This is a genomic window from Candidatus Salinivivens marinus (assembly GCF_965655845.1).
Classification (GTDB): Bacteria; Pseudomonadota; Alphaproteobacteria; order Rhodobacterales; family Rhodobacteraceae; genus Salinivivens; species Salinivivens marinus.
Genome location: NZ_CBFHHX010000015.1, coordinates 1 through 26,030, shown reverse-complemented (window position 1 = coordinate 26,030; position 26,030 = coordinate 1). Strand labels below are relative to the sequence as shown.

The following is a 26,030-nucleotide window of genomic DNA, read 5'->3' as shown; positions in this document are numbered from 1 at the left end:
TCCGAAACCTTCCAGTTCCTCTAGGCGTTTGTTGATAGCATCCTTTATACCGTCTGCCAACTGATCACGGCCAGTTTTCCCTTCAACTTCTTCTACGGTGAATTCACTAACTACACCAAGAACCTCAGAACGCAGCGCTAGTTGATGCATCTCAACATTCTCAATGACGGTCTCATCATATTGGGTGGAAACGCCAACACTCACTTGCAAAAACGCTTTGGAGCCCTTTAGGTTTGTAGTAAAATTATCGGGGAAAGTGTAGTAACTTGTTACAAAAGTATCCGTTGACGGTGTGTCCTTATAAACTTTTTCTGGCTCAGCCGCGGCTTCATCTTCGCCTTCAGCACTCGGCAATTGTCCAGCTTGTTGCAATTTCTTCTCAATAAGCTCTTCGACCTGCTCAACTGGAGTTTGCGTGGGCATAAACAAGAATGCGCCTACTCCGAGACCAATACCAATAAGTACTATTGGCCCAAGTCCAAACAGGGCAATTTTCTTAAAATTAATTTTTTTCTTTGGTTCTTCTTCAGCCATAATATTTTCCTATGCGAGTAGGTTTAGGTTATATCCATTTTCAGAAACTGTAATTGTATTTTCATCATCAGTTTCTTTTAAAACTTCATTTACTTCATTTTTATTTCTATCAGACCCGTCTTTTCTGTTCGTATTGTCCCCGTTTTGATTATTCTGCATGTCCACCGAGTATTCTGAAAGCTTAAGTCCGTTTTGTTCTGCTATAACCTGCAAAACGCTTTCACTTCCCCGTAAAGCCATGACTGCAGCGGAATTTTCCGCAATCATTTTCACTTCGACATTAGATCTTTCTAAAGAAACATTAACCCGGACTTTACCAAAACTTTCCGGCTCTAGTTGCAGTTCAAAGTTTTCAGAACCCTTGGCTATTTGATCTGCCAGTAACATCCCTAAACGAGACGAAAATTGAGCCTCGTATAGATTTAAGCTATTCAACGCAGCGTTTTGTCCAATGTTTGGCATATTTTGTTTAGCTGCAGCGTCTGCTGGGTTGCCTTGCGCTTGGAATCTTGCTTGCTCAATTAAGTTATTAGAACCAAGTTTTGCTTCACTTGTTTCTATTCTGGCAGAATTTGCACGGATACCTTGATTTACGTCAACTATTTTCTCATCTAAAAAGATATCTTTGTTTGCTACTGCGGAAACCCATTGGAAATTATAACCTGGTTTTTCATTTGAATTAAGTGCGTCACGGTATGAAACGACATCAGCAGTTGAAACCATAAGCCGATTTTTAGTTTTACGCTTGAAGGCAGCTAAGAGATCTGAAATTGGTAATCGCAAATTATCATCCAAATTGATAATTGCCTCATTTTTACTTATTTCGGATCTCAAATTATTAAGCATTTGCCTATTGTCAAACTCTCCTGAAACCAGAGAATTTAATCTTGAGATGAGTTTTTCAGCGAAATCCTCTGACAAATCCGCCGCACTAACAAAATTTAAGGATTGCCGCGATAGTAGTTCTTTTTTGTCCTTAGACATAAAGATTTGAATAGTAGTACCATAATCTAATTTGGACTTTTCCCCTTCACTTTCACTCGAATTGCTGACTGCGGCGGCATGCATAAAATCGCGCAAATGCACATCATTTATAAATTCTGCATTTTCATTATCCGAGATATTTAACGTCAAATTTGTCGAAGGTGATTTTGGTTCTGAAAACCTTAAATTTACCTTTTGTGGGAAATTACTTCCAGAATGCAAATTCTCCATACGTAGGTTAAATAAAAGCGTCGTATTCTTCAGTTTGTCAATTTCAAGATTGATTGTTTTGCTTTCTTTTGCATCACTTTCCTCAAAATCAATCACTTTGGTCATCGGCTCATGGTTGTCGGTTTTCAACAACACCTCCGCTGAGTTAGGTTTTATTAGAGCCTCTAGTTTAGAAATTGCACCGTTTACTGGATCTGCACCATCATTATCAGATGACTTAACTAAATCATTTGGATTAACAAAGATCTTTGTAATTTCGATATCATCATAAACAGCTGGCAAATCTTTGATAATAGGTGAAAGATCTATTGATACTACCTTAGGTTGAGGATCCTCCATAATTGAAGTATTTATCACCCTTTTAGAAACTTCTGGAAGTTTCTCCGCCAAAAAATTAGTAGCTGGATTTTCAATAATGGCTGAGTTTGATGTTAAGATGTTATCACCTTTTAAATCTTCACCTCTTCCCGGAAATGCTGTTTTGAGTTCGTTTAAAGCCTTATTAAGGAGAACATTCTGGTTCACTGATACATCGGCATCAATCACTCCTTTTAGTGATCCCGCCTTAATTTTCTTCAACTCGGCTTCCTTATTTAAAAAATCAATAAATTTTGATGCGGCACCAGTTGAAACATCCTCTGAAGATATTTCGCTATGAAGTGGAACAGATATCTGTTCCTGATCAAGAAATTTCTGCAATAATGCTAATGTAGAAGGCTCCATTTCGGATTCTACTTGAGTGACCAATAGATCTGTATTCGAAGCAAGGTCCAATGTTTGTGCCGAAGAAGATAGCATTGAAATAATGTCTAGGAAACTGGTTACTCCCGTAGAGCCATCAGTTCCTTTTGCCCCTGTAACGCTTATATTTGCCAGCGGATTAGAATTGTTGGCGCTATTATTTCCAATTACGGTCATGAGTGTTCCTCGGACGCTATTTCAAGTGAGAACAGCAATATTCGTGCCATTCATTGACCGCGTTTAGTTACTCCCAGATTTTCATCCTGCTTTTTAAATAAAGTCTCTCGCATTTGCTTCTTAACTTTATTTTTTTTTCTCTCTACTATTTCGTCTCTAGCATTGGATTTCTTTACCTCTGCTAAGACTGCCAATTTTTCGTTATCTAAGAATTCTAAACGGTTCGAAATTACTTCTTTTTGATCAAACATTTTCTGCATTAAACGCCTATTGCTTACAAAAGATTGAACTCCGATTTCTTCGATAAGAGCATGATTTTCGCTCAGAAGCCTATCTAATTCTCTATTGATTGTTTGACATTTTGCCTCATCAGCTTGTATCTGGCTCAATTCATTGATTGACTTCTGCCGCTTAAGTTTTTCTTTAACTTGCAGTAGATTATATTTCTTCAACTCTTTCAATTTATGCACCTAATAATTTTGAAAGTTGATCATGCGATTTTTCAAAATCACAAACTTCAGTCTCGTCTTGGTGAAGAAACTTCAAAATCTCAGGCCAAAGAGCAAGCGCTTGATCAAGATCTGGATCTTGCCCTTGAACGTATCCGCCCATAAGAACTAAATCCTTATTTTCATTATATTTTGATAAATACTTTCGTAAGGTCTGAGCATTTTTTTGTTGTGGTTGACTCACAATATTATTCATAAGCCGGCTAATGGATTGATTAACATCAATTGCCGGATATATGCCTTGCTGCGCTAAATCCCTACTCAAAACAATATGCCCATCAAGAATAGCTCGAGCTGTATCGACAACGGGATCGGTGGTAGTATCATCTCCATCGGCAAGAATAGTATAGATGGAAGTTATTGAGCCAGAACCATCTGTGCTTGTGCCAGTTCGTTCTATTAGATTAGGTATCAGAGATATAACGGACGGTGGATAACCTCTTGACGTAGGCTGTTCGCCGAGCGCCAATCCCAATTCTCTTTGAGCATGCGCGACCCGAGTTAAAGAGTCTGTAATTAATAAAACGTTTTTTCCCCTCTCACGATAATATTCTGCAATCGTCGTTGCTCTTTTGGCGCCCTGGATCCGAAGCAAGGGAGATCTATCCGCCGGCACTGCAACTATGACCACCTTGTCACGAGAATGAGAACTAAGTATCTCCTTTGTGAAAGATGCTAATTCTCGCCCTCTTTCACCTATAAGTGCCACGACAACTACATCAGCATCTGTACTTTTTGTAATCATCGAGAGAAGGACTGATTTACCAACTCCAGAACCAGCAACTATTCCAACCCTTTGTCCTCGCCCTAGAGTTAACAGAGCGTTAATGTTTCTTATGCCAACATCTAAGACTTCGGTTATGGCTTGCCGTTCAAAAGGGTTAATTCTTCTGCCATTAAGGCTTTTGCTATCTAATAGTTTTAATTTACCCAGGCCATCTAATGGGTTTCCCAAACCATCAATAACCCTACCTAGTAGTGCATCCCCAACGCCAACTTTCTGCTGGGTATCAGTCAAAAAAACTTTGTCACCAACACGAATATCTAAGTTGGACTCATAAGGAAGAATATCGACCTTATTTTCTCCAACCCCTACCAGCTCCCCTTGAAATTCTTCATTAGTTCTAGCAAAAATTGAACAAAGGGACCCTATGATACCGGGTAAGGGCGTTGCTTCGATAACCTGACCATTATAGGAAAGAACTTTTCCAAAATAATTTGAATGCAGCAACTTGCTTACAGAAACGTTCTCAAGCGATCCAGTAAAGTAATTTGTTGGCTCGTTAGATTTTATTCTAACCTCTGACATTTAAACCCCAAATATATTTAGTGGCTCAACTCTCGTTGAAAGCCCGTTGTATTAGAAGTTAGCCTGAATTCACCCCTACGGAGATCTGCCCTCTCCGTAACCTCAAAGCCTAGGCTCTTAACTGCATCGCTCCCTTTCAAAAGCTCTAAATCAGCATGGTTGAGTTCAAGCGTTACGTCTTTTATTTCGCCCACTATATCGCTAGCCACCTGCTTGATTTTATTCAAAAAGGGAGTTGGAAAGTCTTGGATTTCAGAGTCCAATAACTCGTTATGTAGCTCACAAATTTTTGTTTTAATTAAAGCCTCTAAACTTTCTTGAAAATCATCCCTGATTGAAAACATTGTCTCAGTTAAATCTTTTAGAGACCCTTTCTCTAGTGACATTGCCTTTTCAAATTCTTCGAGGGCTTCTTTATATCCTTTATCATAAACGAGCTGGTCTTCCTCTGTAAGCGACGATTCCACCTCTGTTGATTCCGAAAAATCCTCATCCGCTTCGCTTCCGATCTGTAAGTCAGAAATCTCTAATTCAACTTCGTCATCTGCCTCACTTCCAATCTGTAGGCCAGAAATCTCTGATTCACCTTCTTCCTCTACCTTACTGCCAATCTGTAGGCCAGAAATCTCTGATTCACCTTCTTCATCTGCCTCACTTCCAATCTGTAGGCCAGAAATCTCTGATTCATCTTTTTCATCTGCCTCACCGCCAATCTGTAAGCCAGAAATCTCTGATTCGCCCTCTTCATTTATAACTTCGTCTTCATTATCATCGTTTTTTGTCTCATTAGAGGTTACGATTTCAAAAAAGCTGTTGAACTTCTCAAATTCCTGCTTTTCCTGTGTAAATCCATCAGAGACACTAAATTCCGATGAATTCGCAACTGCCAATAAACTTTCTAAATCGGTGTAATCAGAGTTTTGATCATCGAGAACATTATCTTGCAATTCGCTCATTATACCATTTCCTCTCCACCTCTGCCGGCAAGAACAATAGTACCATCATCTGAAAGTTTACGCGCAACGTTGATAATTTGTTTTTGTGCCTCTTGAACCTCTGTAAGCCTAACCGGACCCAGTGCTTCCATCTCGTCGCGAATATTTGCAGCCGCTCTAGTAGACATACATCCTAATAATTTATCTTGCAGTGCAGTTTCCGCACCTTTCATAGCTATAACAAGCACATCTTGATCTACTGATCTAAGCAGAGTTTGAAGTGATCTCTCGTCTGAACCACCAAGATTTTCAAAAACAAACATGTTATCTTGAATTTCAGCCATCAAATCACGATCTTCCTTCTTGATTGCGCCTAAAATTCTGGTCTCCATCTCAGTTTTAGTGAAATTCATAATTTTAGCAGCAGCCTTCACACCGCCGATTTGTGACGCTCGCAACGATGTATTAGCTGCAAATTTTGCCTTCATCACTCTTTCAAGTTCCTTGATGGCACCAGGCTCCACAGTTTCTAGGGTCGCAATTCTACGCACAATGTCCGCTTGAATATCATCCGGAAGCAGAGTTAGCACATCAGCGCCGAGCCCAAAATCTAGATACGAAATGATCAGAGCTTTAATTTGCGGATGTTCATCAAGGATAAGCTCTGAAATTGCGCGGGCATCCATCCAATCAAGAATATCAATTTGCGACTCTGAACTGGCAGGAGTAATCCTACCCAGTACCGATTGAGCTTTATCATCACCTAAAGCCTTTGTGAGAACATTCTCAATGTACTGACCAGCACCCAAACCAATGCCTGTCTGTTTCTTGATAGTTTCTAGAAATTCATCAAGCACAGCATTCACTGTTGTTTGATCCACACCCGTAACGGAATACATAGCGGTACCCAAGTGCTGAACCTCTCTAGGCGTAAGTTTCTGAAGCACTTGTGCGGCTTCATCTTCCCCAAGCAGCATCATAAGAATGGCTGATTTCTCGGTACCAGTTAGGTTTTCTAAACTTTCATCGCTAATTTCTTCTGCCATTTTTTTATCCTACTTTAATACTTCAAGGTCTTCGCGCATCATCTGCTTAAACACATTCGCAACCCGTCCAGCTTCATCTGTCACAATAATTCTTACAAGCGCTACTTTATCATCATAGGTATTCGCAGTATCCAACATATCAGCCGAAATACCACCTTTTTTCTTTGGCTTGAGCTTAGCTTTTATTTCATCAAGGCTCTCGCCCTCATCAACCTCAACAGCTTCCGTCTCTGTAGCGCGTTTGGCGGCTACTTCAGCCATGGTCTCAGCCTCTGCATAGAGTTCCATTACTGAATTAGTACTTGCTGTTGGAACTAATATTTTGTTCAACATAGGCCGGACAACTCCCAGAGCAACGATACCAATTAGAAGAACTAAAAGAGTTTTCTCAACCATTGACCTGAACCAGGCTCCCTCATACCATTGGGTAACAAAGCCCTTAAACTCTTCGACAAATGGCTGTGAAGTCACTGTTAAAGTATCACCACGCTCAGGCTTTATGCCCAAAGCACTTTTTACAAGGTTTTCCACCTGTGTTATTACTTCGGCAGGAACAGGTTCAAAGGCTTCCTCTCCTGTATCAGGGTTAATAACTTTACGGTCTCTGATTAGAAGCGCAGCATCAATCCTTGTGATTAAATTTGATGGATTTTTTACTGTCTCGTACGTTTTACTCACTTCATAATTTTTCAAATCAGTTGATGACTTCGTCTCAAACTTTTCCTGATCTTCTTGGTTTTCATTATTGGACAAAGCCAACCCAGCCTGGTTCTGTTCTTGGTTAACAGTTGCCTCTTGGGGTGGTTCGTTCGAAATAGCGCCAGGAATACCAACTGCATCCTTTTTGGCAGTTACGTTAAGTGAATTTTGTTCGCTTCGTACTGCTATTGAATCAGGATCAACTATTTCCTGGGAAACCTCTTTTCTCGTAAAATCTATTTCTAAATTCACCTGAGCATTGATATTCCCCGAGCCAACTATAGGCGTGACTAAACTCTTTATTCTATTCCGATAAATATTTTCTAGGCGCATCCTGTACTCTAACTGACTATCAGCAAGCGCTTGATCTGGATCATCAGGTGAATTGGATAACAAGTTACCAAATTGGTCTATTATCGACACATTTGACGGACTCAATGCAGGAACGGAAGATGAAACTAAATTAGTAATCGCCACCACTTGAGTTTGATTAAGCTTGCGTCCATTTTTCAGATTCACGAAGACAGAAGCTGTAGGCGGTGTTTGGTCTCTGACAAATACAGATTTTTCTGGGATAGCCAAATGAACTCTTGCAGACTGGATGCTGCTGATCTCCGCAACTGATCTACCTAACTCAGCTTCTTGTGCTTGCCTTAGCTTCATACCTTCCACAGATCTCGATATCCCCAAGGGCATATTTTCTAAGGAATCAAAGCCCCCACCAGAAAACTCTGGCAAACCTTGAGCCGCTAAAGAAATTCGCGCTTGATGATAGACACTAGCTGGAACCAATAAATCGCCAGTTACAGGGTCTACCAGAATTTCGATGCCCATATTTTGTAAGGATGCAATTATCTTGGACTTTTCAGACTCAGACACTGACGAATACAAAGTCGTCATTTCTGGTTTTTGCATTGAAATGTACAAAATGACTGCGGCCACTGCGGTCAAGCTTGCTAAAAGCGTTGGAAATGCTCTTCTAAAACCTGGTTGGTCTATTGTTTCTCTAACTTTCGAAATCGCCTGAGAAGGTGCAGCGAGCAACCCAGATCTCTCAGTGGTTAATTCTGTTTCTGCTTCGAATTGATCTACATTGGCCATAATTTACCCTATCATACCGGCATATTCATTATGTCTTTGTAAGCGCTTAGTGCTTTATTCCGGACATTGAGAGTTAATTGAAAAGCAAGCGAACTTACCTGTTGGCTTACCATAACTTTAGCTATATCGTTTTCTGTGCCTAGCTCGAAATTTTTAGCAAGTTCAGCTGCATCCTGTTGAACATTTGCGACATTTCGTAGACCGTCTCCCAGTCGCTCTTGGAACGATGGATTATCTGAAACTTTCATTTTTTCCTGAAATGCCTCATTTGTGGTTTTAGCAAGATTTTGTGTAACTTGCTGTGTATTTGAAGCTGTAATTTTCATGATAACACCTCACTAGCGGCATTCGCCTTAAATTTGGCAGCTAAAATTTCTGCTGTATTCGGTTGAGCCTCATCGCCATCGTTATCAAAGATTAAATCTGCTACCGTAATAACATTCTTTGAACACAAAATTTTTGCACGCTGAATAATGTTATCTAATTCTCTGACATTACCGGGCCAGTTATGCTGCATTAATGAGGTCAATACATCTTCATTAACTAAATAGACTTCGCCATTTTCTATAATTTCCCGACAGAGCATATGAGCCACGATCGGAATTACATCTTCAATTCTTTCACTAAGGTTCAAGTTGTTTACTGGAAAAACATTGAGCCTGTAGAATAAGTCTTCGCGGAAATTCCCGGACTTTACTTCATCAAACATGTTTCTATTGGTGGTAGCAATTATACGAACATCTACTTCCACTTCAGAAGTATTACCTATTGGCATGACCCGTTTTTCTTGAATAACCCTCAAGAGTTTACTTTGTAGATTTAAGGGCATCTCCGAGATTTCATCCAATAGGATGGTGCCACTATCCGCAGCTCTTAATAATCCTTGATTAGAATTGACTGCCCCAGTGAAAGCGCCCTTCTCATGCCCAAATAAAATTGACTCTAGCATTTGTTCAGGAATTGCAGCGCAATTTAGTGCTACAAAAGGTTTTTCTTGTCGGTTAGAAAAACTATGGATTAGGTTCGAAATAACTTCCTTTCCAGTCCCACTTGCCCCGTTTATCAAAACGGTCGCATTTGTGGATGCGATTTTTTTGATTAAGTTTACAAGCTTCTTTGTGTTTTCCGATGCACAGGGTAAGTTAGGTTCATTAGAAAGGATAAATTCCAAAAATACATGCACATAAAAGTCAGCTAAATTTGAACCATCATCAAAGTTAACGGGGACATCAACAACGGTAACACCACCGTTAAAGTGGGTAATGTAGGAAAAATTTGAACACCCATATTTGATTAGGAATGCTTTTTTAAACTTGTTCTTTTTTAGAAATGTTAAGAACTCTTGATTTTTTAAGCAGTCAAAACTTTGATCTACATTTGCGATAAAGGTATCGGCCGGTTTAGACTTTTCATCAATTTCGATATTCGAAACAGGTAGACAATTTATACCCCTACCGTCCAGAACATTAAAAATTCTATCATAAAAATTAACGTTTTTATCATCTATTATGTACATTCAAAGTCCTCCGGTCAGTAATAAGCAACCAGAGTGCCATATGTTTTTAATTATTTAAAAACAGTACTTTACGTTATTTATCTTTTTTGAAAATATTACATTAAGATTAAATTTTTCATTAGTTTTCAAAATTTTGACATTAATGCTAAAACATTTTGCGACGTGTCGTTTGTATTGGCATGGAGGAATTGAAATGAACTTAGCTTTTGCACTTAATACTTACAATCAAACTAAAGCTTCTTCAGAAGCTAACAAGCAAGACGGTTATGAAGCGGTCAAATATGCGTTGGATCAGGTTATTGGAAGTATGGAAAAACTGAATAATGGCTTAGAAACTGCTGAAAAAGAGCATCACTTCGAACGCGCATTATCAAGTATTTATTTTCTGCAGAAGTGTTTGGATTTCGAAAAAGGTGGCGAATTAGCTAAAAACCTATTTAAGGTCTATGAATATTGTAGAGTTCAAATCATAGACTTTGCTTTAAAGGGAACGGTTGAAAAATTAGATACAGCGATTGAGTTCGTTCAAACAATTCTTGAAGGGTGGGAAGGCATAAGGAGCGAAGTTTCTTAACTCAGCGATAATATACAATGTACCATAGTTAGTCGTATCTACTAAGCAAACAAGTTGATCTTTAGGTGCTCCGCTGGCTTAGCTGGCTTTGAAATACCAAAATATTTCGTACGCGCGGCATTGTGCATATAGATCGGTTCAATTGCATTACTCATCTCAGCGAGATTCTCAACCACTCCACTGGATGGTGATAAATAAGGGCTATAGATGCGACGATTACCGTAATTTTCATTTTCAGATTTGTGGGTCTTGAACCCTGTTTGGGTATTTCGAAAATTCAGCCCGGCATCACCGAGCCCAAAGTTTTGAACCACCCTAGACGCATCGGATACATTTTTTTCAAGAATATTTTCGTTTTGGAACGCAACTTGCATACACTTTATTTAAGCTTTAATTTTAGTTAAAGCAAGAATGTAATGTATTTTATGAAAAATAACTGTCGATACTGCACTAAAACGAGAGCAAATATTTTATTTGTTTTTGTCATTGTTTTGTTGTTGAACGCGATAGGGCGAGCTTACTTGGATATGCCCTTGGCAGACATTAGAGATATAATGCTACTGCCATCTGCAACGACGCTTATTTTTGGATTTTTGGCACTGATATTTAAGCCTACTAAATTCCAATCGGAAAACATAAGCTCAAAAGATAAATAATGTTCTATGAATCTTCTTTTGGGTATTTGATCTCAGAGGAAACTTTTTCAATTTTATTAATGTCACCCTTTCTATCAAAGTATTTGCATTCAAAAATAAAGCCCATTTTTTTGAAAGTCATGTCGGCTTTTATTACTTCATGTTTCATTACTGCTCCTCCTTATTTGCAATATAATCTGTTTATGCACCTTAAATTACGTTGTAATTGATTATAAATACCTCGGTAATTCCGGGAAACATATCGAGGTCTTCTTCTAGATATTCATTTACATGGTCTCTGATAGCTGAGGTAAGCTTTTCTCTTCCATCTACACTTTCAAGCTGACCGAGCTCCACCTCTAGTATAACAGTCGTTATTTCAGCAACTAAATCAGCTTCAATTTCAAATAATGCAGAAATAAATAGGTCTGAGGCAATTGATGGCTGCTTTGTCAGCAGCGCAACTTCAATGCTAAATAATCTTTCAGAACCTACGATTTTACCCGAAAACACATTTTCAATTTTTAAATAGTTATATTTATCGGGAAGAAGTCCTCCCGTTTCTGGATCAATGCGGGTGGGGTCTATCTCTTCTTCTGGCACGGGAAAAATTTCTTCTGTATCACCGTCCCAGTTAGTATCCGGCAAATAAATACCTGAACCCTCATTTTCGACAAATAAATGAGCAGCAATAAATATTACAAAAACTAGTGTCGCCGGGACTACTGCCTGAATTATGAACATCTAACACCTCTGGCTTGGAGCGGTGCAAATAATGTGCCAAGCATTTTTGTATAAATCAGATTTACTTTATCGCTGTAGTAATCTGCATGCTTTTCTCTGTTTCTAGAATATCAGCTCTGGACGACAGCTCCGTTAAGCCATCTAGGTTTACTATTTCGAAAGTAACCAATGCTGAGTTCTCAGATGTTTTCTCAATCACTTCATTAGTAACAAACTGACCGCGTTCCTCTTCGTAACTTATAAAAAATTTAAGCCAATCATCATATGTTCCGTTACCTATTGTTACTTCGGCACTTACCTTCATTGTATCACCTCACAAAGCCTACATGCAAAATACATTGCATAAAACACCATGTCAAAAAAGAAAAAATACACATGAGATTTAATCATTTTTTAGGCTTGGCACGATGTTTGCTCTATCTAACTTAGTAAAATTCTGCGAGGTCATTGTTATGAAAATATCTACAACAAAAAGTGTGCATATTCTCTTGGTGAGTATCGTGTTAACTTTATTTTTGAACTTCAATGCAGTATTTGCAAGCAACGGAAATCATTGTCTTAAAGAGGATCTAGACATAACTAACAATCTTTGTGAACAGAGTGCTCGATATTTGGCATTAGAAAACAACTTATCCTTTGTTGATAAAATATTTTTAAAAGATGAATTAGAAAAACCAAGCAATCCGATAATAGAGCATTTTATTCCTGCTCGTATGGGTGAAGAGATTGAAATAACATCGAAAGAGACCATTTTAGACACTAAAATGGAACCTAATCTAAACAACTGGCCACGCCCAAAAGCCTTAAATCGCAGCTTCGAATTCGCTGTCAATTCTCTTGATATGAAAGGTAAAAAGGATCTTATCTCTTGTGCAATAATGCAAACAAGTGAAAGTTTGGTTAATGAAATAGGATGGGAAACACATCAGATAGATGCAGTTATAAGCTTCTCAAATCAAAAACTCCCAGAGTTTAACTTCTCTACTCACAGGTTGGCCTCAAAACATACCTTGCAAGGATGTCAGAATTTGTTGAGCTTAGTATTGGGCAAAACTTAAAGTTCTGAGAGTTAAAAGTTGGAAATACTATCAAAAAGTGATTATACTATAATCGTCAAATTGATTTAAGGGGCAAAATTGTGGCAGAGGCAGAAACTCAGGAAGAAGTTAGTGACGCGGGCGCAGTTAATGTTGTTAAGCTTATAGAGGATCAAAACTCATATATTAACAGCTCAAAAGAAAGAATGTATGACGTTATAACTTCATTTGTTAACAATGCAGAAAACTCAATTGCACTGAACGATTTCTCTCAAATATTTAAAACAGTCACTGTTTGGATAAAATTCAGACCGCGTAAATTGGGCCAGTATGTAGAAATCATGAAAGAGCGCACCACGGATACTACCATAAGTATTCGATACAGCGATGATATCTACATACCTCACATAAAAGAAGTTCTGAAAGAGCATAAGATCAAAATGATTTCAAATGATCATAATGTAATGGTATGCAAAACACCACGACCGAGTGATCAGGATATAGAAATTGCTGTACAAAAAATCAAAGTTCTTGCCAACACAGCAAGAAGTTCACTTTCTCAAGGCAAAGCAGCTGAAATTCAAAGATTACAATCTGCATTGAAGAATGAGTATCTTGAAGCAAAAGACGTAAAATACGCAATTTCTTCTATTGAGAAAATTGAAGAAAAATTTGCAGCTGTGCTTACTTACTCACGCCTAGAGGCAGAAAAGAAAATAAGTGGCAAACTATTTAGGTATGATTCTAATGAGGCTAAGGATATTCACTTGGCTCTAATCCGAAGAGTGAAGAAAAATTCCTTTGTTGAGATCTAAAAGCCGCCCATTAGGTCGTTATAAGATGAAAAGCTTTAAATACATTTTTTTCTTGTTGAGCTCTTTTATTGTTACTGGTTTTGCTAAGGCAGATTACCTCAGAGAAGATGATCTAAAATCCTTTGTTGTAAGCTGCTACTTGGAAAATGAAATTCCAGTTTTTTGTTCAAATCAGCAGATTGATAATCCACACCTCAAAATTTATCTCCCCCTTTTTAAATCTGTTATGGTCGACGACAGAATTCATGCATTCAGATTAATGGCTACGATTGAAAACCTGTCGAAAAAGAACTTAGTTGGAGCGAAAGTATTACTTAAGTCTAAAGGAATGGATAGTAACATTATCGAATTCATCATAAATGAAAAAATAAAATATAAGATGGTTTCAACTACAGATTATAGTCACCTTATTAGATCCGACGTGCCCAAAATTCGGCAAACTTATGATATATTACATTCAGCATATTACAATGCCGACATCTCTAATTTTGAAATGGCAATAACAGAGCTTCATTTTGATTAATTAGTAAGAAAATCCAAGTAAGTCACAGTATTGTATTTCATTTAAATAACTTAATTGTGTATTTACTATTTCTGTCCATTTATCGGTACCAAAAGTATTAAGAAATTCACCGTCGACACGCTGAAGCACTACTTTACAATCACCATAGCTTCCCGGCTTAATACCTTCAGGGTCCTTCAGACATTCTAAAAATGTATTACCCAGCACCTGTCCTTGGCTATCTTTGTAAAGAATAGATGCACCATTAATATTTCTACCCTTGGTATTCTTCAATTGAAGACTAAGAACATAATTTGCAACAGACCCAGTGCGATCACTATCAAAAGTCAATCTTACAGCACATCTGAAATCTTGCTGAGCTTGAACAAATTGATAAGAGCATATTCCAATAATACAAAAACCAAGAAGTCTAGCAAAACGCTTACAAAAAATATTAATCCTATACAGAAATTTAAATATCGACACTAGATTTTTATCCTGCAAATATTTTAGTATTACCATCTACCTTTTTTCCATATCAATTACAGTATCCTGAACCTTTAAATAAGCATCAAAAATTGCACCCTCTGTAATAACCGAAATAACTTGGTTTGTCTCTCGATTGATAATGGGAATTGCTTCACCAACAAAGTTAGCCGCTGCCTCCATTGCTTGCTGCAGTGAAGCATCGTGTTTTATTGTTACGCAATTTGTGTCCACAAACTTTTCAATTTTACTACTTGCCGGCTTCCCAATTAGTGAATGTAATTCTATTTTCCCATAGAATTGTCCAGTAGCATCTAAAACTATGACTTCATTTTTATTTTGCTCTGACATAAGCCTAGAGGCATCTCTAACTACATCTTCACAGTGCAACTGAATATAGTCTAATGATGCAAAATCGGACGCCCTTTTTTCCATGAGAAACATACCAGACCTACCGGTGGATATATCTATTCCTCGAGTACCCAGCTGCCTGTCAAAGTATGACGCCCCAAACAAAATATGAGATAAACTGACGGACAAGGTTAACCCAACGAGCGACGCAAGAGCATAGATATAGGAGGAAGTTAGTTCCATAACTATTACCACCATACAAAGTGGGGCTCCGATTACGGCTCCAGTTACTGCGGCCATGCCACTCACTACTAATGCAGGTTCAAATTTTTCCAAGAACCCAACCACAACAAATGATTCCGCAACCACCGCACCAGCACTAGCACCAACTAGTAAGGCTGGAGAAAATACGCCACCAAAGAAGCCAAAACCAAGAGAAACTGACGTCGCTACAATTTTTCCAATCAAAATTATAAGAGCAAAATATAGAACATACTCACCTGATACAGCACCAAGAACGGTACCAGTCCCTAAGCCCATCACCTCTGGAACAAAATGGCCAATTGCACTCAAAGCAATTATAGCAATTGCATATCGAAGGAATACGTTAGAAAAAAATTTTACAGAAAGTTTATTAAAAAAAATCAAACTATTCATAAATATTATTGCAACAAGGCCAAAAAGTGGCCCCGCAATAAATGATACGTAGAGGATGGTGAGGAAATCAAATTCTACTTGTGAAATAGGAAATATTAAGCTCTCGCCCCAAACTGCAGTAGATAAACCAAAAGCCACACATGACGCTATTGCTATAGAAAGAACGGCTTTGTGGGAGTAATGCCGCATTATTGCTTCATGCGCGAACACCATTCCAGCGATGGGAGCGCCAAATCCAGAAGAGATCGCGGCAGCTACGCCTCCGCCAATATATAAATCTAAAGATAATTTAAATGGAAGCTTTTCTTTTAACCATGACCCAATAGTAGACCCAAAGTGAACGAGTGGCCCATATTGGCCAACACTTGCCCCGCCACCAGCGGATATAAAAGCCGCGAGAGTACTTAGTATACCAGATTTTATATCTGCCTCATTGTCGGGCCTGTGTGCGTAGAAAATACTATCTGCAATGCCCTGAAAAGGTTTCCCCGTATTCAATTTCTTGACTTGGTGAACGATCAAAGCGGCAACACTAAGGGTAAATACATAGTAAAAAAATCCATATGAACTATTAATAATTTGTGAGAAACCATCTGAAATTAAAACAATTCCAACCCTGAAGTAGTGAGCTGCAGAAGCTCCAACCAGTCCTAAAATTGATCCAATAATTATTGACGTTATGGTAAATTTAACTGCATAGTTTAATTTTGAATTTACCATCATTTACTTATCACGATGTTTCAGATTTTGTCTGTTTTACATGTTCGATCAGCGCATCTGCCTGCATTTTAGACATACCAAACTTTTTTCTAAGTTCATCAAGGGTTATCTCTTCTTCACTATCCAAAAAACCATCTAATAAAGCAGTTCGAACCTGATCTTCAAAGATAATCTTTCTTCGGTCCATTTGAGCATTAAAAGAATTAGCAACAATACCAGTAAGAAGTGCCACAACAGTGACTCCAAAAATTGCAGTAAACGCTGCAATGCATTTCCCCATAACTGTTACTGGGCTCACATCTCCATAACCCACTGTAGTAAGCGTTATAATAGCCCACCACATAGCATCTGGAATTGACCTAAAATCCTCTGGTTGGACCTTGTTTTCAGCAAAATAAATTAATGAAGAAGACATAACGAAGGCTACAACAAATATATAAAGCGTTGTTAGAAAAGATCGTTTTTCCTCCATAATAGCACCAAATAAATCCTCCAGCGCAGAGTTATACGCGTTCAACTTTAAAATTCGAATAAGCCTTAAAGTTCTCAAAACACGCAAGTCTAAACCTGGGAAAAAAGCCTGCAAGTAAAACGGCATAATCGATAGAAAATCGATCAAACCATAAAAACTCTTTATATACGACCATCTGGTGTGAGCAGCATGATTTCTCTTCACAATTGGACGTTTGGCAGGCGCAGACCATATTCTTGCAAGATATTCGAGTGTAAAAACAATTACTGAAAATATTTCAAAAAAATAAAAAGCTTCTTTAAATTTTCTTTCTAGCTCTGGAACAGATTCTAACGTTACGGCCACAAGATTTAATATAACAAGTATTGACAATGCATAATCACAAAACTTCGAGAGCTTATCACCCACAGCTGCAGGTTCCAGAATGCGCAAAACATGTCCCTGAAAATTCTGGTACTGATTATCCATTATATCTTTGGCCTAGATGCATTTATTAATTACCTGACTCTTTTAACAAATCACGGCCTAATATTCAAATGCCCCATCTCCTTATCGGGCCCGAGTCAATATGAACAAAGCCTGGATAAAAACCAAGACCTCCAGAACAGATATTCCTTGCTGCGGATCTAAGTTTCTTTTGTGATACTTCTCTAATCGCAAAATCAATAGCTTTTCCTTCTATATGGAGTGAATTTTTAGCTACGTTCTTACTTCTGACTCTTAATTTTTCATTAGTCTTTTTAGTCCTATACCCAGAAGTTATCTGAACATTTATACGGCTGTTGTGACCGAGAACTTCCTCACATATGCTAAATAAATTTTTTAAAACCTCTGAATCCATAGGGATTGACTTATTTTCTCTCCAATCCCGAAAAAAATGATCCAGTCTAGAATTGTAATATCCAATGCCACTATCAAAGCGGGTAACCATGTGTGACAATTTCTCATTATTATTTACATTATGGAGATTAATTAAAAAGTCCTTCCTCGGTTTATAGGAAAACTTGCTTTTCTTAAATTTATTTGCTGCCTCATTTTCAGTTAAATCTGGCTCCGCGTCGAATAAACTATATGGATCTTCCGATAAGTTAAAACTTTTCTGATTACCAAATAGACTACCGTTTTGATCAAAGTCTATTAAAGCACCATGTGACATATCAAAATCAATTAAGGGTTTAGCAGCATGACAAGCGCCTGATGCTCCAAGTGCCAATACGAACATACGCCTTGATATAAAAGTAATTTTCGACATGAAATGAGTGAGCAAAATTGATGCCATAAAAGTATTTTTCTTAAAAAGTTTAGTCTTATTTAAGAAGAAAGGTATCGATAATATTTTACAAAATTATTTTTAGAAAGTGCCTTAACTGTACTAAAAATTACTTATGATGAAATTTGAAGCTCTAAAATTTCAAATTCTAAGTCGTTTATATTGTGATGAAAAATAGTGAATTAAATAACTTGGTATATTGGGCTATAAAAATTCTCAAACAGCAATTTGAGAAAGATCCATATTCATTATCTTCCGAAGAACTCATGGCAATAAAATTGTACGATACGAAATTCAAAGAAAAGTTTAATAAGTAACTAACTAATATCAGAGTTGCTGTACTCTAAATCTAGCCTCTTAATTAATTCAAGAACAAAAATTAGCAGTCTAATAATATTTGATATTGGTTGACTAAATTAAGTTAAATGCTTTTATTCACATAATTATTTGCAGGGGACTAAAATGGATAAAGTGTGTGGTACATGTCAATTTGCTCATATGGAAGTAGATAACCACGATGATGTGTCTATCGAATGCCGTAAATATCCTCCAACAATAATCAATAGCGGCAGCCTAGCAAAATTCCCCAAGATATTACCGAAGTGGCATTGTGGTGAGTACTCCGAGGGGGACAAAAACTACTGGGATTTACTCCCCTGATCATCAAATATGTCAACTCAGCATTTTATAATTCAATTATTTTTGCAGACATTTATATTGATTTTCTTAATAAAATTTCATACCGAAATAGAGTTTTTATGATACTATAGGTGTTAGTGTTTTGATATGTTTCTGAGACAATTACAGTTAATAGCCGCTGCACTGACCTGTTCACTTTCAGCTATATGTTCTTATCTTTATCAGGAGCCTTTATTAAAAGGCGTTGCCGTGCTTGGGCTACTTTGGTCTATTTACGCTTGCTATAAAATATTAAGCTTCAACCTTAACAGCAATCTTCCTGCAGAGAAATTAATTAACAAAGAAAAAACTGAAGCCCCTCAAGTAGAAATCGTAAGCAAAAAACAACCTGAAATATTTCCGCGCAATCAAGACACGCCCCACAATATTAATAGAGAGCCCGACTCTGCCATAAAAAAAGAACCTATAATTTCGAAAAACCTGAAGAAACCCTCAAAAATTTAGACACTTGAATTTACATAAATTTACACTTTAATGTTTGCTCATAGTAGGGTCAAAACTTGTTGCATAAGGATAGATACCTTTTAGCATAATACTTTGGAGCTAAATCGTTTGTCAGATAAGTTTCTAGTATTATTCTCTCATATTCAGTTTCAACAAACTTTTTTTGAGCATTGGTTTCTAGTCTCTCCACTGCAGAACGTAATACTGGATCAAGTAACTCTTTTACCTGATCGAGCTCAACGTCTTTGCTAAAATTTTCTACAGCTAGAAATGCTAAGCGTGAAACTAATTCACATGAAGCCTCTTTTTGTAATTTACTTTGAACACCGGGGAGATCACTTGCTGTATTAGCTAGAGAAAAAGAGTACGTTAATATGAAGATAAAAAAACTGAGGATTTTGGTCATTAACTGAAGTCCAAATAAAATAATACTAGCTTCGATTATATCTGAGAAATAGCATAATGATACCGAAAATTAGATCATAACTTCTGCTATTTAAGTCCAAGAGTAAGCATTAGCCAATTTTCATTTTCGTATTTAGCAATAATATTTTGCCTTTTAACACATTTACTAAATTGAGATGAGTTTTGAGCGTGCCCATACTCAGAACACAGGGCTTTATATTCAGCAATATTTTTTTTGTTAATTTTTTCACACGCAGATAAAAAAATCACACTGACAAGTATTACCGAAAAATATCTAAAAATAATCACGGGTCAGAACCTATTACTCAAGCTTCCAGTTCACACTTTTATTTTCAACCGAACATATATGTAAAGTATCATTCTAAACATTTAAAACTAATATGAAAATTGGTGCAATAAACTACACTAATTTATCGGTGAAAAAGATGATTTATCCATTCTATTCCAATAAACGCTTAGCCTTGGATCTTTAACAAGGCCATTATTTAGTAGTGCTGACTCCTCAACATTGGGATAAATTTGATCAGCAAGTTTAATTTTGCTAGCTGACAGGCGTCTAACTATATGTCTTCTAGTCAGTTCACTAGGATGATGAAGTCCAGTTGCTTCAAGTAATTCTTTTAGAGCTTCTCGAGTATTTTTTTGGAAGTTAAAAACACGCTCAGATCTATCTGATACACTTACCGCAGCATATCGAGATGGATCCATAGTGGCGATACCCGTTGGGCAGTGCCCAGACGAGCAATCTCTCGCCTGAATGCAACCCAACGAAAACATGAACGGTCTAGCCATATTGCACCAGTCAGCCCCCAATGCACATACTCTTGCAATATCATAAGCACTGACTATTTTTCCAGAACCGGCTACTTTGACCCTCCCCCTTAAACCTGCACCTCTTAATGTATTATCAACGAAAACAATCGCGTCTCGCAACGGGCTCCCTAAGTGATCTGTAAATTCAGCTGGCGCAGCACCTGTTCCGCCCTCAGAGCCATCTACTGTGACAAAATCTATAAACATCTGCATCTGGACCATTGCCTTTACAACTGCAATAAATTCCCATGGGTGTCCTATGCATAATTTTATCCCAACAGGTTTTCCTCCGGATAGTTCACGAAGTTTTGATACAAAAAGCAACAATTCTTGAGGATTGGAAAACTCTGAATGCCTGTGAGGCGAAATAACGTCCTTAAATGCTTCTACTCCCCTTGCCTCAGCAATTTCTGGGGTTACTTTTGGCGCTAAAAGCATGCCCCCATGTCCTGGCTTTGCCCCTTGGCTTAATTTAATCTCAATCATTTTTACTTGATTAAGCTTTACTCTGTCCGAAAATTTCTTAGCATCAAACTTGCCATCCGGCGTACGACAGCCAAAATATCCGGTAGATATCTGCCAGATTGTATCACCGCCTCCAGCTTGGTGATATTTTGATAACGAGCCTTCACCTGTATTGTGTGCAAACCCGCCCTTTTTCGCTCCGGCAGACAGGGCTTCGATAGCTTTCGGCGATAGCGAACCAAAACTAGTACCAGAAATATTTAGTATGGACATAGAGTAAGGCTTTTGGTCTTCTCCTACTTCAATTCTGAAATCATCGCTTTCAATATGTGATGGGGTAATTGAGTGATTTAGCCAATTAAAGTCATCAGCGTAATGATCTTCATCGGACCCAAACGGCCGAGCTGCAAGCAAACTTTTAGAGCGTTGATAAACCATTGATCTTTGGTTGCGAGAATACGGAAGCTCATCTTTATCCGACTCCCAGAAATACTGTCTCAACTCCGGACGGATAGCTTCCATCATAAATCGAAGTCTGCCTAGAAGTGGAAAATTAGCAAGAACTGCCCTTCTCTTTTGTAGACGATCATATATGCCAACCAATCCTAAACAACCGATTATGAATGCTGGTACAAAAAAGAATATAGAGAAATAGAGTGCTGAAACTATAAAGACTAAACTTATTAACCAAACATAAAATAACGCAGAAAAACGGCCCCAGATAAGTCCCATAAAATTTCACTCTCCCCAAAACATGCTGCAATAATTATCAAATTTGTTTGTAATTAATGGATACTTCTTGATATTAAAAATTTACTCCCAAGATGATCCTACAATGTTTCTTTGTACACTCTAAGCTAATGAAGGTTTTTAGAACTGCCAAGAAAATATTTGGTGGTAACTTATAAAGTCAGTGCAAATGATTAGTGCCACGGACTGAGTAACTTAGTACTGTTTTAAAAAATACTATTCTAGTGGAGTACAAAACCTTAAATTTGCATTTTGTATCAGTCGGCATAACCCGACTTCATTGGCTTGACGTGATACATTTTATAGCCAAAAAAATATTGAGAATGCTAGAAAAACCGGTGCAATAAATATTAGCGCAACTAGCAAAACACGCAAGGCACTCCATACCATTACAGATGGTGTTGATGAATTTTCCATAATACCTGCTCTTTTTATATTTTGATTAAAAGTACCATAACTGTGCTTTTTAGGATATTTCTATTTATTTATATGGACTTATGCTGTGTTATTTATCCCACATACACAAAATATAGTACTATCAAATAACGGAACCTGCTATATTTGCAGTAAGCGAATACTAAAATATCATCGAAACAAGTATTGAGTAAATCTTTTTTGGCCCCAGGTGAAGCATTTGAAGTATATCTACATAATTTTAGGAATAGTTATAATTCTCGTTATCATTACTCTAATTATTGTCCTACCGCCATATCTGGAAAAAAAACAAAAACAAAGAGATCGCAGTTTGGGCTGTTTGCAATATCGGCAGATGCTTACTGAGTCTGAGAAAAGTTATGCTCTCAATCCTAATGGGAAGAAATGGGTACGAGAGAGTATGGCAGCAGAAGGTCTAAGGAAAGACTTCGGGTGTACAGACATTAACAAGAAATAAAACTGAAATCAGAAACCAAAATCAATCTGAAGGCCCATAAGTCCATGTGTCGAAAACATTTGTAAAATAAAAATAACCAACGTAGCCATTAAAGCTAATATTAAAGCGGTATACAAATTCAAAACTATACCTTCCAACTCTGAAGTAGTTCTCACCGTTCACACTATAAAATAATTACAGACTGTATTTCAATTAAATTGAGGCTAAGTGGTAGAGAGGCATTTGTAATTTGCGAATTCGAAAAGATAATCTGGATAATTATTTGATGCAAAATTATTTTGCATTAAATCGTGTCAGTATTAGCAACATAAAGTGAGCAAATAAAGAATATGAAAGCAAGATACAGTGAGGCTGAGCTGAGTGAGATTGTGCAAATGGCACTATCCGATCACGTTTCATTTAAAGACATCAGTGCACAATATGGTCTTGCAGAGAAAGATGTCGTAAAACTTATGCGAGAAAACCTGAAAAAGGGATCGTACAGAGCTTGGCGCAAAAGAGTAAGCGCATTTGGAGCAAGGCGCGAATTTTATAAATAATTCACCCATCTTATTTTGAATATGCTCCAGGAGACTGGATTACAGGTGGAGCAAAATTAATAGAATATGAAAATAATTAATTTTTTAAAAAGAAATCTAAAAATTATCTTAATTGCACTTATACTTTGCCTGAGTGTTTCGGCCCTTGGTGCTGCTGCATATTATTATGTTCCAAAGTATTTTGAGGCCAAACAAAAAGAAAGGGATTCTACACGTAAGTGCAAAAGCTATCGTGCTTTAGCAGAAATTGCATACGGTTTGTATAAAGAAGATCCCGCAGGTCCTGAATGGCAAGAGAAATTTGAAGAAGCACAAAAACGTCAGGCGCAGTATAAATGTACGCCTGTAATTTCTATATCGCAGTAAGAGTCCTTAGACTGATTAAAAGTGTTTAGCATAAAAATATTTAAATTTCTGGATATTTATGATATGATTTAAAGGTGGATGCTTATGACATACTGCCCAAGCTATTTTCATTTGGGGTCTACTTTTTAGGTCTTTTCATTGCCTATAAGGTTTGGGACGATTTTGAATACTACAAGTATTTAAAAAAAGAAAATTGGAGATATATCTGGGGTGGAAAAATCAGGTTCATATCCGCTTTCTTTGCAATCGTCTGGACTTATTGGTTCGTTGGCATGTCAGGTTATGAAAATATAAGAGATTTTTTAAACTAGAGCCATTCAGTTAACTATTTTAACCAGTGTATTCTCAACACCATAAAGTCTAGCAAGCTCAAAGAATATTTTTGCATTTTCAGGATGTAATCTTATACAACCGGCGGAAGCCGGTTCTCCTAATTTATTGACCTGACGCGTACCATGGATTGCATAATCACCATTAAAAAATACAGAGTAAGGCATCTCAGCACCGTCATAAATGCTTGACTTGTGATTTCTTGAAAGCCATTTTGCCGTCCAACTCCCGCGAGGTGTAATTTTCCCAGGACGTGCTGAAGATATATCCCATTGGCTCAGAAACTTTCCTCTTTCATATAGTTGTAATTTTTGATCACCAATTTTTACAAGCGCAATTACCGGCTTTAAAGCGTCAGGATAGTTTTGATATAGAAAAGAGTCGTCCAAAAGTAGCGATGGTGCAATGTCCTCAGTACTGGGTTTTAAAAGATTATTTTGAAGTGAAATATAATTATAAAACTTTTTCTCAACCTCTATATGCGGAATATCAATGGTATTACTAAATTCATGCTTCAACCGAGTAGTGTGAATATTTAAATTATTTTCTCTCGGGCCTTCACTTATCAATGAACTTTGAAAATTATGAACATTAGCAAACTCTTGCTGGTAATCCGGCTTTATCAGAGTTGGGGCTCTCTTAATTAGCTTAGGCTCGCTCGATTGCCAGCCTGACTTTGCTTGGTTTTTTTCGGCTAAAAAATCTAAATCCTTAGCAAAATTGGGATCCAAACTTGAAATTAATTCTCGCCATTGCTGCAAATTGGTTGCGCTGACAGAAGAATTACCAATTTGTGGAACCGAAAAGACAATAATTAAAGTCAAAGCGAAGTAATAAAGTCGTTTCATTTTGATATACCCAAAAATAACCTAATTTTGTTCACTAATAAAATGTACGACCGAATGGGGAGAAATTTAGATCCAAATTTCTACAAATTTACGGATAAAAAATAATTTCACTAAATATTTCAAAATATAAGCTCGAAGCTTGACACTTACTGGGGGTAAATAAATTTTCGAAAATTAAATTCAGTGGGTGAAGTTGGCATAGATAGTGCTCAACTGCTTGGTAACTTGGAGATATAAAATGCATTCAACTGATTACCAAACAGAAGCAAATGGCAGTGGTGCCTTTATGTATACCACTGAGCAGTGGTTTCGGGCAATACAAGTGCGCAAAATGGAGTACGATAGAATTGCAAAGCCTGAAAGTAATTCATCTGAAAGTACGGTGCTTAGCAATGATTTCTTAATCCGTCGGTGATTGTGTAAATTTCTTTTGTCAAAAATCAAAATAAATAGTGAAAATTTGGAAATAAAACCCAAAAAATTTAAATGCATCGAATGCAATAATAGGTTTGATACATACTTAGAAAACTGTCTAAAATGTGGTGCAAATATCTTAAAATCTGAGGATATTCAGAAGCAAACAACTTATTTAATGCTCATCATTTTGTCCGCATCATCCATGAGTGCAATACTTTATTTTGTCGAAACGGGTACCATAAAAATGGTTAGTGCTGCTTTTGGTTTGCTAGCCGTTACTAATCTGGCTAAACTTTTTCGACTTGACTGGGACAGATAACTTTACCTTCCAACTATTATCCTGCTCAAAAAGTTAATTTTTTGCCACAGATTAACAACAAAATTATTTTACGATGATCCGTCAATGGATGGCACAAGATTTGCTCCACTATAATTTTCGGAGGATCAAATGCACAATTCAGATCAAGACCCAGACTTCATAGGCCCAATCAAGCCACTTATGAATATGTCATATCGTGATTACTTAAAAATGATAAATACAGGTTTAGGATTACCTAGGCGACCAGCACGCAGAAAACCAAATAATCGAAAAAATGATGATCTGTTGTTTCCGCCAAAGGGCTATCTCTTGAACTGAAGACAATTAATTCATTAGTTCTTATCTGCCGAGAATGTATATTTGTGATATGTTAGACCATCAAAAATGACGTCTTTTTGATAGACAAAGCCTAATCTGTCTAAGATTTTTATTGAGGCTAAGTTGCCGGGCATTACGCCAGCCACACAGTGCTTCAAACCTATCGAGGCTACACCATAATTGAGAACTACACTAGCCGCCTCGAACCCCAACCCACAGCCCCATATATCTTTTGACAGCCGATATCCAAAGTCGATCCCCATCTCAGTTTTAAGGAAGCCGCACATACCAATTAGCCTTAAGGATTTTTTTTCACGAAGTGTATAACGGCCAAAATTGAATTTTGCATAACTATCAAT

The 26,030-nt window shown here is 37.4% G+C and carries 31 protein-coding genes; 10 read left to right on the top strand and 21 right to left on the bottom strand.

The window, feature by feature from the left end; translation table 11 throughout:
* From ACTF5Q_RS11400 to ACTF5Q_RS11360, 9 genes are all read right to left on the bottom strand, one after another.
* Positions 1 to 534: flagellar basal body-associated FliL family protein (locus tag ACTF5Q_RS11400; RefSeq protein WP_438954729.1), on the bottom strand; the 534-nt coding region annotated here is incomplete at its 3' end.
* A 9-nt stretch (positions 535 to 543) separates the two neighbouring features.
* Positions 544 to 2,667 carry a flagellar hook-length control protein FliK gene (locus tag ACTF5Q_RS11395; RefSeq protein ID WP_438954728.1) on the bottom strand — a complete coding sequence of 708 codons (2,124 nt, stop codon included), beginning with the start codon at positions 2,665 to 2,667 and terminating at the stop codon, positions 544 to 546.
* Between the two features lie 50 nt (positions 2,668 to 2,717).
* Positions 2,718 to 3,128: a hypothetical protein gene (locus tag ACTF5Q_RS11390; RefSeq protein WP_438954727.1), complete on the bottom strand. Its 411-nt coding sequence runs from the start codon at positions 3,126 to 3,128 to the stop codon at positions 2,718 to 2,720.
* Position 3,129: 1 nt separating this feature from the next.
* Positions 3,130 to 4,485: a FliI/YscN family ATPase gene (locus tag ACTF5Q_RS11385; RefSeq protein WP_438954726.1), complete on the bottom strand. Its 1,356-nt coding sequence runs from the start codon at positions 4,483 to 4,485 to the stop codon at positions 3,130 to 3,132.
* A 17-nt stretch (positions 4,486 to 4,502) separates the two neighbouring features.
* A complete protein-coding gene (locus tag ACTF5Q_RS11380; protein ID WP_438954725.1) occupies positions 4,503 to 5,441 on the bottom strand; it encodes a FliH/SctL family protein in 939 nt (312 codons plus the stop codon).
* Positions 5,441 to 6,466 carry a flagellar motor switch protein FliG gene (gene fliG, locus ACTF5Q_RS11375; RefSeq protein ID WP_164377540.1) on the bottom strand — a complete coding sequence of 342 codons (1,026 nt, stop codon included), beginning with the start codon at positions 6,464 to 6,466 and terminating at the stop codon, positions 5,441 to 5,443. The genes ACTF5Q_RS11380 and fliG overlap by 1 nt, the downstream gene beginning before the upstream one ends.
* A 9-nt stretch (positions 6,467 to 6,475) precedes the next feature.
* Positions 6,476 to 8,266 carry a flagellar basal-body MS-ring/collar protein FliF gene (fliF, locus tag ACTF5Q_RS11370; RefSeq protein WP_438954724.1) on the bottom strand — a complete coding sequence of 597 codons (1,791 nt, stop codon included), beginning with the start codon at positions 8,264 to 8,266 and terminating at the stop codon, positions 6,476 to 6,478.
* Between the two features lie 11 nt (positions 8,267 to 8,277).
* Positions 8,278 to 8,592 carry a flagellar hook-basal body complex protein FliE gene (gene fliE / locus ACTF5Q_RS11365; RefSeq protein ID WP_438954723.1) on the bottom strand — a complete coding sequence of 105 codons (315 nt, stop codon included), beginning with the start codon at positions 8,590 to 8,592 and terminating at the stop codon, positions 8,278 to 8,280.
* Positions 8,589 to 9,782, bottom strand: coding sequence for a sigma 54-interacting transcriptional regulator (locus tag ACTF5Q_RS11360; RefSeq protein WP_438954722.1), 1,194 nt, complete (start codon positions 9,780 to 9,782; stop codon positions 8,589 to 8,591). Before ACTF5Q_RS11360 ends, fliE begins: the two co-directional genes overlap by 4 nt.
* Positions 9,783 to 9,975: 193 nt before the next feature.
* On the opposite strand from ACTF5Q_RS11360, the gene ACTF5Q_RS11355 reads away from it, so the two are divergent.
* Positions 9,976 to 10,356, top strand: a complete 381-nt coding sequence (locus tag ACTF5Q_RS11355; RefSeq protein WP_438954721.1) for a flagellar protein FliS — start codon at positions 9,976 to 9,978, stop codon at positions 10,354 to 10,356.
* Between the two features lie 41 nt (positions 10,357 to 10,397).
* Here ACTF5Q_RS11355 and ACTF5Q_RS11350 read toward each other — a convergent pair whose 3' ends face one another.
* The 4 genes from ACTF5Q_RS11350 to ACTF5Q_RS11335 all read right to left on the bottom strand — a co-directional run bounded on the left by ACTF5Q_RS11350 (position 10,398) and on the right by ACTF5Q_RS11335 (position 12,039).
* Complete coding sequence (locus ACTF5Q_RS11350; RefSeq protein ID WP_438954720.1) at positions 10,398 to 10,730, bottom strand: hypothetical protein; 333 nt, start codon at positions 10,728 to 10,730, stop codon at positions 10,398 to 10,400.
* 286 nt (positions 10,731 to 11,016) lie between these two features.
* Positions 11,017 to 11,160, bottom strand: a complete 144-nt coding sequence (locus tag ACTF5Q_RS11345; RefSeq protein WP_438954719.1) for a hypothetical protein — start codon at positions 11,158 to 11,160, stop codon at positions 11,017 to 11,019.
* A gap of 41 nt (positions 11,161 to 11,201) precedes the next feature.
* Entirely contained in the window at positions 11,202 to 11,735 is a 534-nt protein-coding gene (locus tag ACTF5Q_RS11340) for a hypothetical protein (protein ID WP_438954718.1), read from the bottom strand.
* Positions 11,736 to 11,796: 61 nt separating this feature from the next.
* Positions 11,797 to 12,039: a hypothetical protein gene (locus ACTF5Q_RS11335; RefSeq protein ID WP_438954717.1), complete on the bottom strand. Its 243-nt coding sequence runs from the start codon at positions 12,037 to 12,039 to the stop codon at positions 11,797 to 11,799.
* 148 nt (positions 12,040 to 12,187) lie between these two features.
* Here ACTF5Q_RS11335 and ACTF5Q_RS11330 point away from each other — a divergent pair, with 148 nt between their 5' ends.
* The 3 genes from ACTF5Q_RS11330 to ACTF5Q_RS11320 all read left to right on the top strand — a co-directional run bounded on the left by ACTF5Q_RS11330 (position 12,188) and on the right by ACTF5Q_RS11320 (position 14,110).
* Positions 12,188 to 12,793: a hypothetical protein gene (locus ACTF5Q_RS11330; RefSeq protein ID WP_438954716.1), complete on the top strand. Its 606-nt coding sequence runs from the start codon at positions 12,188 to 12,190 to the stop codon at positions 12,791 to 12,793.
* 80 nt (positions 12,794 to 12,873) lie between these two features.
* Complete coding sequence (locus tag ACTF5Q_RS11325) at positions 12,874 to 13,587, top strand: hypothetical protein (RefSeq protein WP_020045148.1); 714 nt, start codon at positions 12,874 to 12,876, stop codon at positions 13,585 to 13,587.
* Between the two features lie 25 nt (positions 13,588 to 13,612).
* Positions 13,613 to 14,110, top strand: coding sequence for a hypothetical protein (locus ACTF5Q_RS11320; protein WP_438954715.1), 498 nt, complete (start codon positions 13,613 to 13,615; stop codon positions 14,108 to 14,110).
* On the opposite strand, the gene ACTF5Q_RS11315 is transcribed toward ACTF5Q_RS11320, so the two are convergent.
* The 4 genes from ACTF5Q_RS11315 to ACTF5Q_RS11300 form a co-directional block, all read right to left on the bottom strand.
* Complete coding sequence (locus ACTF5Q_RS11315) at positions 14,111 to 14,611, bottom strand: hypothetical protein (protein ID WP_438954714.1); 501 nt, start codon at positions 14,609 to 14,611, stop codon at positions 14,111 to 14,113. It abuts the gene before it with no gap.
* On the bottom strand, positions 14,612 to 16,306 hold the full coding sequence (locus tag ACTF5Q_RS11310; RefSeq protein ID WP_438954713.1) for a chloride channel protein: 1,695 nt from the start codon (positions 16,304 to 16,306) through the stop codon (positions 14,612 to 14,614).
* 7 nt (positions 16,307 to 16,313) lie between these two features.
* Positions 16,314 to 17,243, bottom strand: coding sequence for an ion transporter (locus tag ACTF5Q_RS11305; RefSeq protein ID WP_438954712.1), 930 nt, complete (start codon positions 17,241 to 17,243; stop codon positions 16,314 to 16,316).
* A 64-nt stretch (positions 17,244 to 17,307) separates the two neighbouring features.
* On the bottom strand, positions 17,308 to 18,054 hold the full coding sequence (locus tag ACTF5Q_RS11300) for a YcbK family protein (RefSeq protein WP_438954711.1): 747 nt from the start codon (positions 18,052 to 18,054) through the stop codon (positions 17,308 to 17,310).
* Between the two features lie 777 nt (positions 18,055 to 18,831).
* Between ACTF5Q_RS11300 and ACTF5Q_RS11295 the strand changes: the two genes are divergently transcribed.
* Positions 18,832 to 19,188 (top strand): hypothetical protein, encoded by a 357-nt coding sequence (locus ACTF5Q_RS11295; protein WP_438954710.1) that lies wholly within the window; start codon positions 18,832 to 18,834, stop codon positions 19,186 to 19,188.
* 49 nt (positions 19,189 to 19,237) lie between these two features.
* Here the strand turns inward: ACTF5Q_RS11295 and ACTF5Q_RS11290 are convergent, their stop codons facing one another.
* Entirely contained in the window at positions 19,238 to 19,594 is a 357-nt protein-coding gene (locus tag ACTF5Q_RS11290) for a hypothetical protein (RefSeq protein WP_438954709.1), read from the bottom strand.
* Between the two features lie 425 nt (positions 19,595 to 20,019).
* Complete coding sequence (locus tag ACTF5Q_RS11285; protein WP_438954708.1) at positions 20,020 to 21,624, bottom strand: FMN-binding glutamate synthase family protein; 1,605 nt, start codon at positions 21,622 to 21,624, stop codon at positions 20,020 to 20,022.
* 652 nt (positions 21,625 to 22,276) lie between these two features.
* On the opposite strand from ACTF5Q_RS11285, the gene ACTF5Q_RS11280 reads away from it, so the two are divergent.
* The 3 genes from ACTF5Q_RS11280 to ACTF5Q_RS11270 all read left to right on the top strand — a co-directional run bounded on the left by ACTF5Q_RS11280 (position 22,277) and on the right by ACTF5Q_RS11270 (position 23,439).
* Complete coding sequence (locus ACTF5Q_RS11280; protein WP_438954707.1) at positions 22,277 to 22,534, top strand: hypothetical protein; 258 nt, start codon at positions 22,277 to 22,279, stop codon at positions 22,532 to 22,534.
* A gap of 329 nt (positions 22,535 to 22,863) precedes the next feature.
* A complete protein-coding gene (locus ACTF5Q_RS11275) occupies positions 22,864 to 23,073 on the top strand; it encodes a TIGR03643 family protein (RefSeq protein WP_438954706.1) in 210 nt (69 codons plus the stop codon).
* Between the two features lie 66 nt (positions 23,074 to 23,139).
* Positions 23,140 to 23,439: a hypothetical protein gene (locus ACTF5Q_RS11270; RefSeq protein WP_438954705.1), complete on the top strand. Its 300-nt coding sequence runs from the start codon at positions 23,140 to 23,142 to the stop codon at positions 23,437 to 23,439.
* Between the two features lie 317 nt (positions 23,440 to 23,756).
* Here the strand turns inward: ACTF5Q_RS11270 and ACTF5Q_RS11265 are convergent, their stop codons facing one another.
* Positions 23,757 to 24,617, bottom strand: coding sequence for a L,D-transpeptidase (locus tag ACTF5Q_RS11265; protein WP_438954704.1), 861 nt, complete (start codon positions 24,615 to 24,617; stop codon positions 23,757 to 23,759).
* A 238-nt stretch (positions 24,618 to 24,855) separates the two neighbouring features.
* Here ACTF5Q_RS11265 and ACTF5Q_RS11260 point away from each other — a divergent pair, with 238 nt between their 5' ends.
* Both ACTF5Q_RS11260 and ACTF5Q_RS11255 read left to right on the top strand, forming a co-directional pair.
* Positions 24,856 to 25,032, top strand: coding sequence for a hypothetical protein (locus tag ACTF5Q_RS11260; RefSeq protein WP_438954703.1), 177 nt, complete (start codon positions 24,856 to 24,858; stop codon positions 25,030 to 25,032).
* A gap of 450 nt (positions 25,033 to 25,482) precedes the next feature.
* A complete protein-coding gene (locus ACTF5Q_RS11255; RefSeq protein ID WP_438954702.1) occupies positions 25,483 to 25,671 on the top strand; it encodes a hypothetical protein in 189 nt (62 codons plus the stop codon).
* Between the two features lie 14 nt (positions 25,672 to 25,685).
* On the opposite strand, the gene ACTF5Q_RS11250 is transcribed toward ACTF5Q_RS11255, so the two are convergent.
* Positions 25,686 to 26,030: GNAT family N-acetyltransferase (locus ACTF5Q_RS11250; RefSeq protein WP_438954701.1), on the bottom strand; the 345-nt coding region annotated here is incomplete at its 5' end.

Coding starts and splice junctions, on each gene's coding strand:
- ACTF5Q_RS11360 (WP_438954722.1), bottom strand. CDS start 9,782: ATGTACATAATAGATGATAAAAACGTTAATTTTTATGATAGAATTTTT.
- ACTF5Q_RS11310 (WP_438954713.1), bottom strand. CDS start 16,306: ATGATGGTAAATTCAAAATTAAACTATGCAGTTAAATTTACCATAACG.
- ACTF5Q_RS11260 (WP_438954703.1), top strand. CDS start 24,856: ATGCATTCAACTGATTACCAAACAGAAGCAAATGGCAGTGGTGCCTTT.
- ACTF5Q_RS11275 (WP_438954706.1), top strand. CDS start 22,864: ATGAAAGCAAGATACAGTGAGGCTGAGCTGAGTGAGATTGTGCAAATG.
- fliF (WP_438954724.1), bottom strand. CDS start 8,266: ATGGCCAATGTAGATCAATTCGAAGCAGAAACAGAATTAACCACTGAG.
- fliG (WP_164377540.1), bottom strand. CDS start 6,466: ATGGCAGAAGAAATTAGCGATGAAAGTTTAGAAAACCTAACTGGTACC.
- ACTF5Q_RS11340 (WP_438954718.1), bottom strand. CDS start 11,735: ATGTTCATAATTCAGGCAGTAGTCCCGGCGACACTAGTTTTTGTAATA.
- ACTF5Q_RS11330 (WP_438954716.1), top strand. CDS start 12,188: ATGAAAATATCTACAACAAAAAGTGTGCATATTCTCTTGGTGAGTATC.
- ACTF5Q_RS11265 (WP_438954704.1), bottom strand. CDS start 24,617: ATGAAACGACTTTATTACTTCGCTTTGACTTTAATTATTGTCTTTTCG.
- fliE (WP_438954723.1), bottom strand. CDS start 8,592: ATGAAAATTACAGCTTCAAATACACAGCAAGTTACACAAAATCTTGCT.
- ACTF5Q_RS11350 (WP_438954720.1), bottom strand. CDS start 10,730: ATGCAAGTTGCGTTCCAAAACGAAAATATTCTTGAAAAAAATGTATCC.
- ACTF5Q_RS11335 (WP_438954717.1), bottom strand. CDS start 12,039: ATGAAGGTAAGTGCCGAAGTAACAATAGGTAACGGAACATATGATGAT.
- ACTF5Q_RS11380 (WP_438954725.1), bottom strand. CDS start 5,441: ATGAGCGAATTGCAAGATAATGTTCTCGATGATCAAAACTCTGATTAC.
- ACTF5Q_RS11305 (WP_438954712.1), bottom strand. CDS start 17,243: ATGGATAATCAGTACCAGAATTTTCAGGGACATGTTTTGCGCATTCTG.
- ACTF5Q_RS11320 (WP_438954715.1), top strand. CDS start 13,613: ATGAAAAGCTTTAAATACATTTTTTTCTTGTTGAGCTCTTTTATTGTT.
- ACTF5Q_RS11290 (WP_438954709.1), bottom strand. CDS start 19,594: ATGACCAAAATCCTCAGTTTTTTTATCTTCATATTAACGTACTCTTTT.
- ACTF5Q_RS11385 (WP_438954726.1), bottom strand. CDS start 4,485: ATGTCAGAGGTTAGAATAAAATCTAACGAGCCAACAAATTACTTTACT.
- ACTF5Q_RS11355 (WP_438954721.1), top strand. CDS start 9,976: ATGAACTTAGCTTTTGCACTTAATACTTACAATCAAACTAAAGCTTCT.
- ACTF5Q_RS11295 (WP_438954710.1), top strand. CDS start 18,832: ATGTTTCTGAGACAATTACAGTTAATAGCCGCTGCACTGACCTGTTCA.
- ACTF5Q_RS11395 (WP_438954728.1), bottom strand. CDS start 2,667: ATGACCGTAATTGGAAATAATAGCGCCAACAATTCTAATCCGCTGGCA.
- ACTF5Q_RS11285 (WP_438954708.1), bottom strand. CDS start 21,624: ATGGGACTTATCTGGGGCCGTTTTTCTGCGTTATTTTATGTTTGGTTA.
- ACTF5Q_RS11300 (WP_438954711.1), bottom strand. CDS start 18,054: ATGGCATCAATTTTGCTCACTCATTTCATGTCGAAAATTACTTTTATA.
- ACTF5Q_RS11270 (WP_438954705.1), top strand. CDS start 23,140: ATGAAAATAATTAATTTTTTAAAAAGAAATCTAAAAATTATCTTAATT.
- ACTF5Q_RS11255 (WP_438954702.1), top strand. CDS start 25,483: ATGCACAATTCAGATCAAGACCCAGACTTCATAGGCCCAATCAAGCCA.
- ACTF5Q_RS11345 (WP_438954719.1), bottom strand. CDS start 11,160: ATGAAACATGAAGTAATAAAAGCCGACATGACTTTCAAAAAAATGGGC.
- ACTF5Q_RS11315 (WP_438954714.1), bottom strand. CDS start 14,611: ATGGTAATACTAAAATATTTGCAGGATAAAAATCTAGTGTCGATATTT.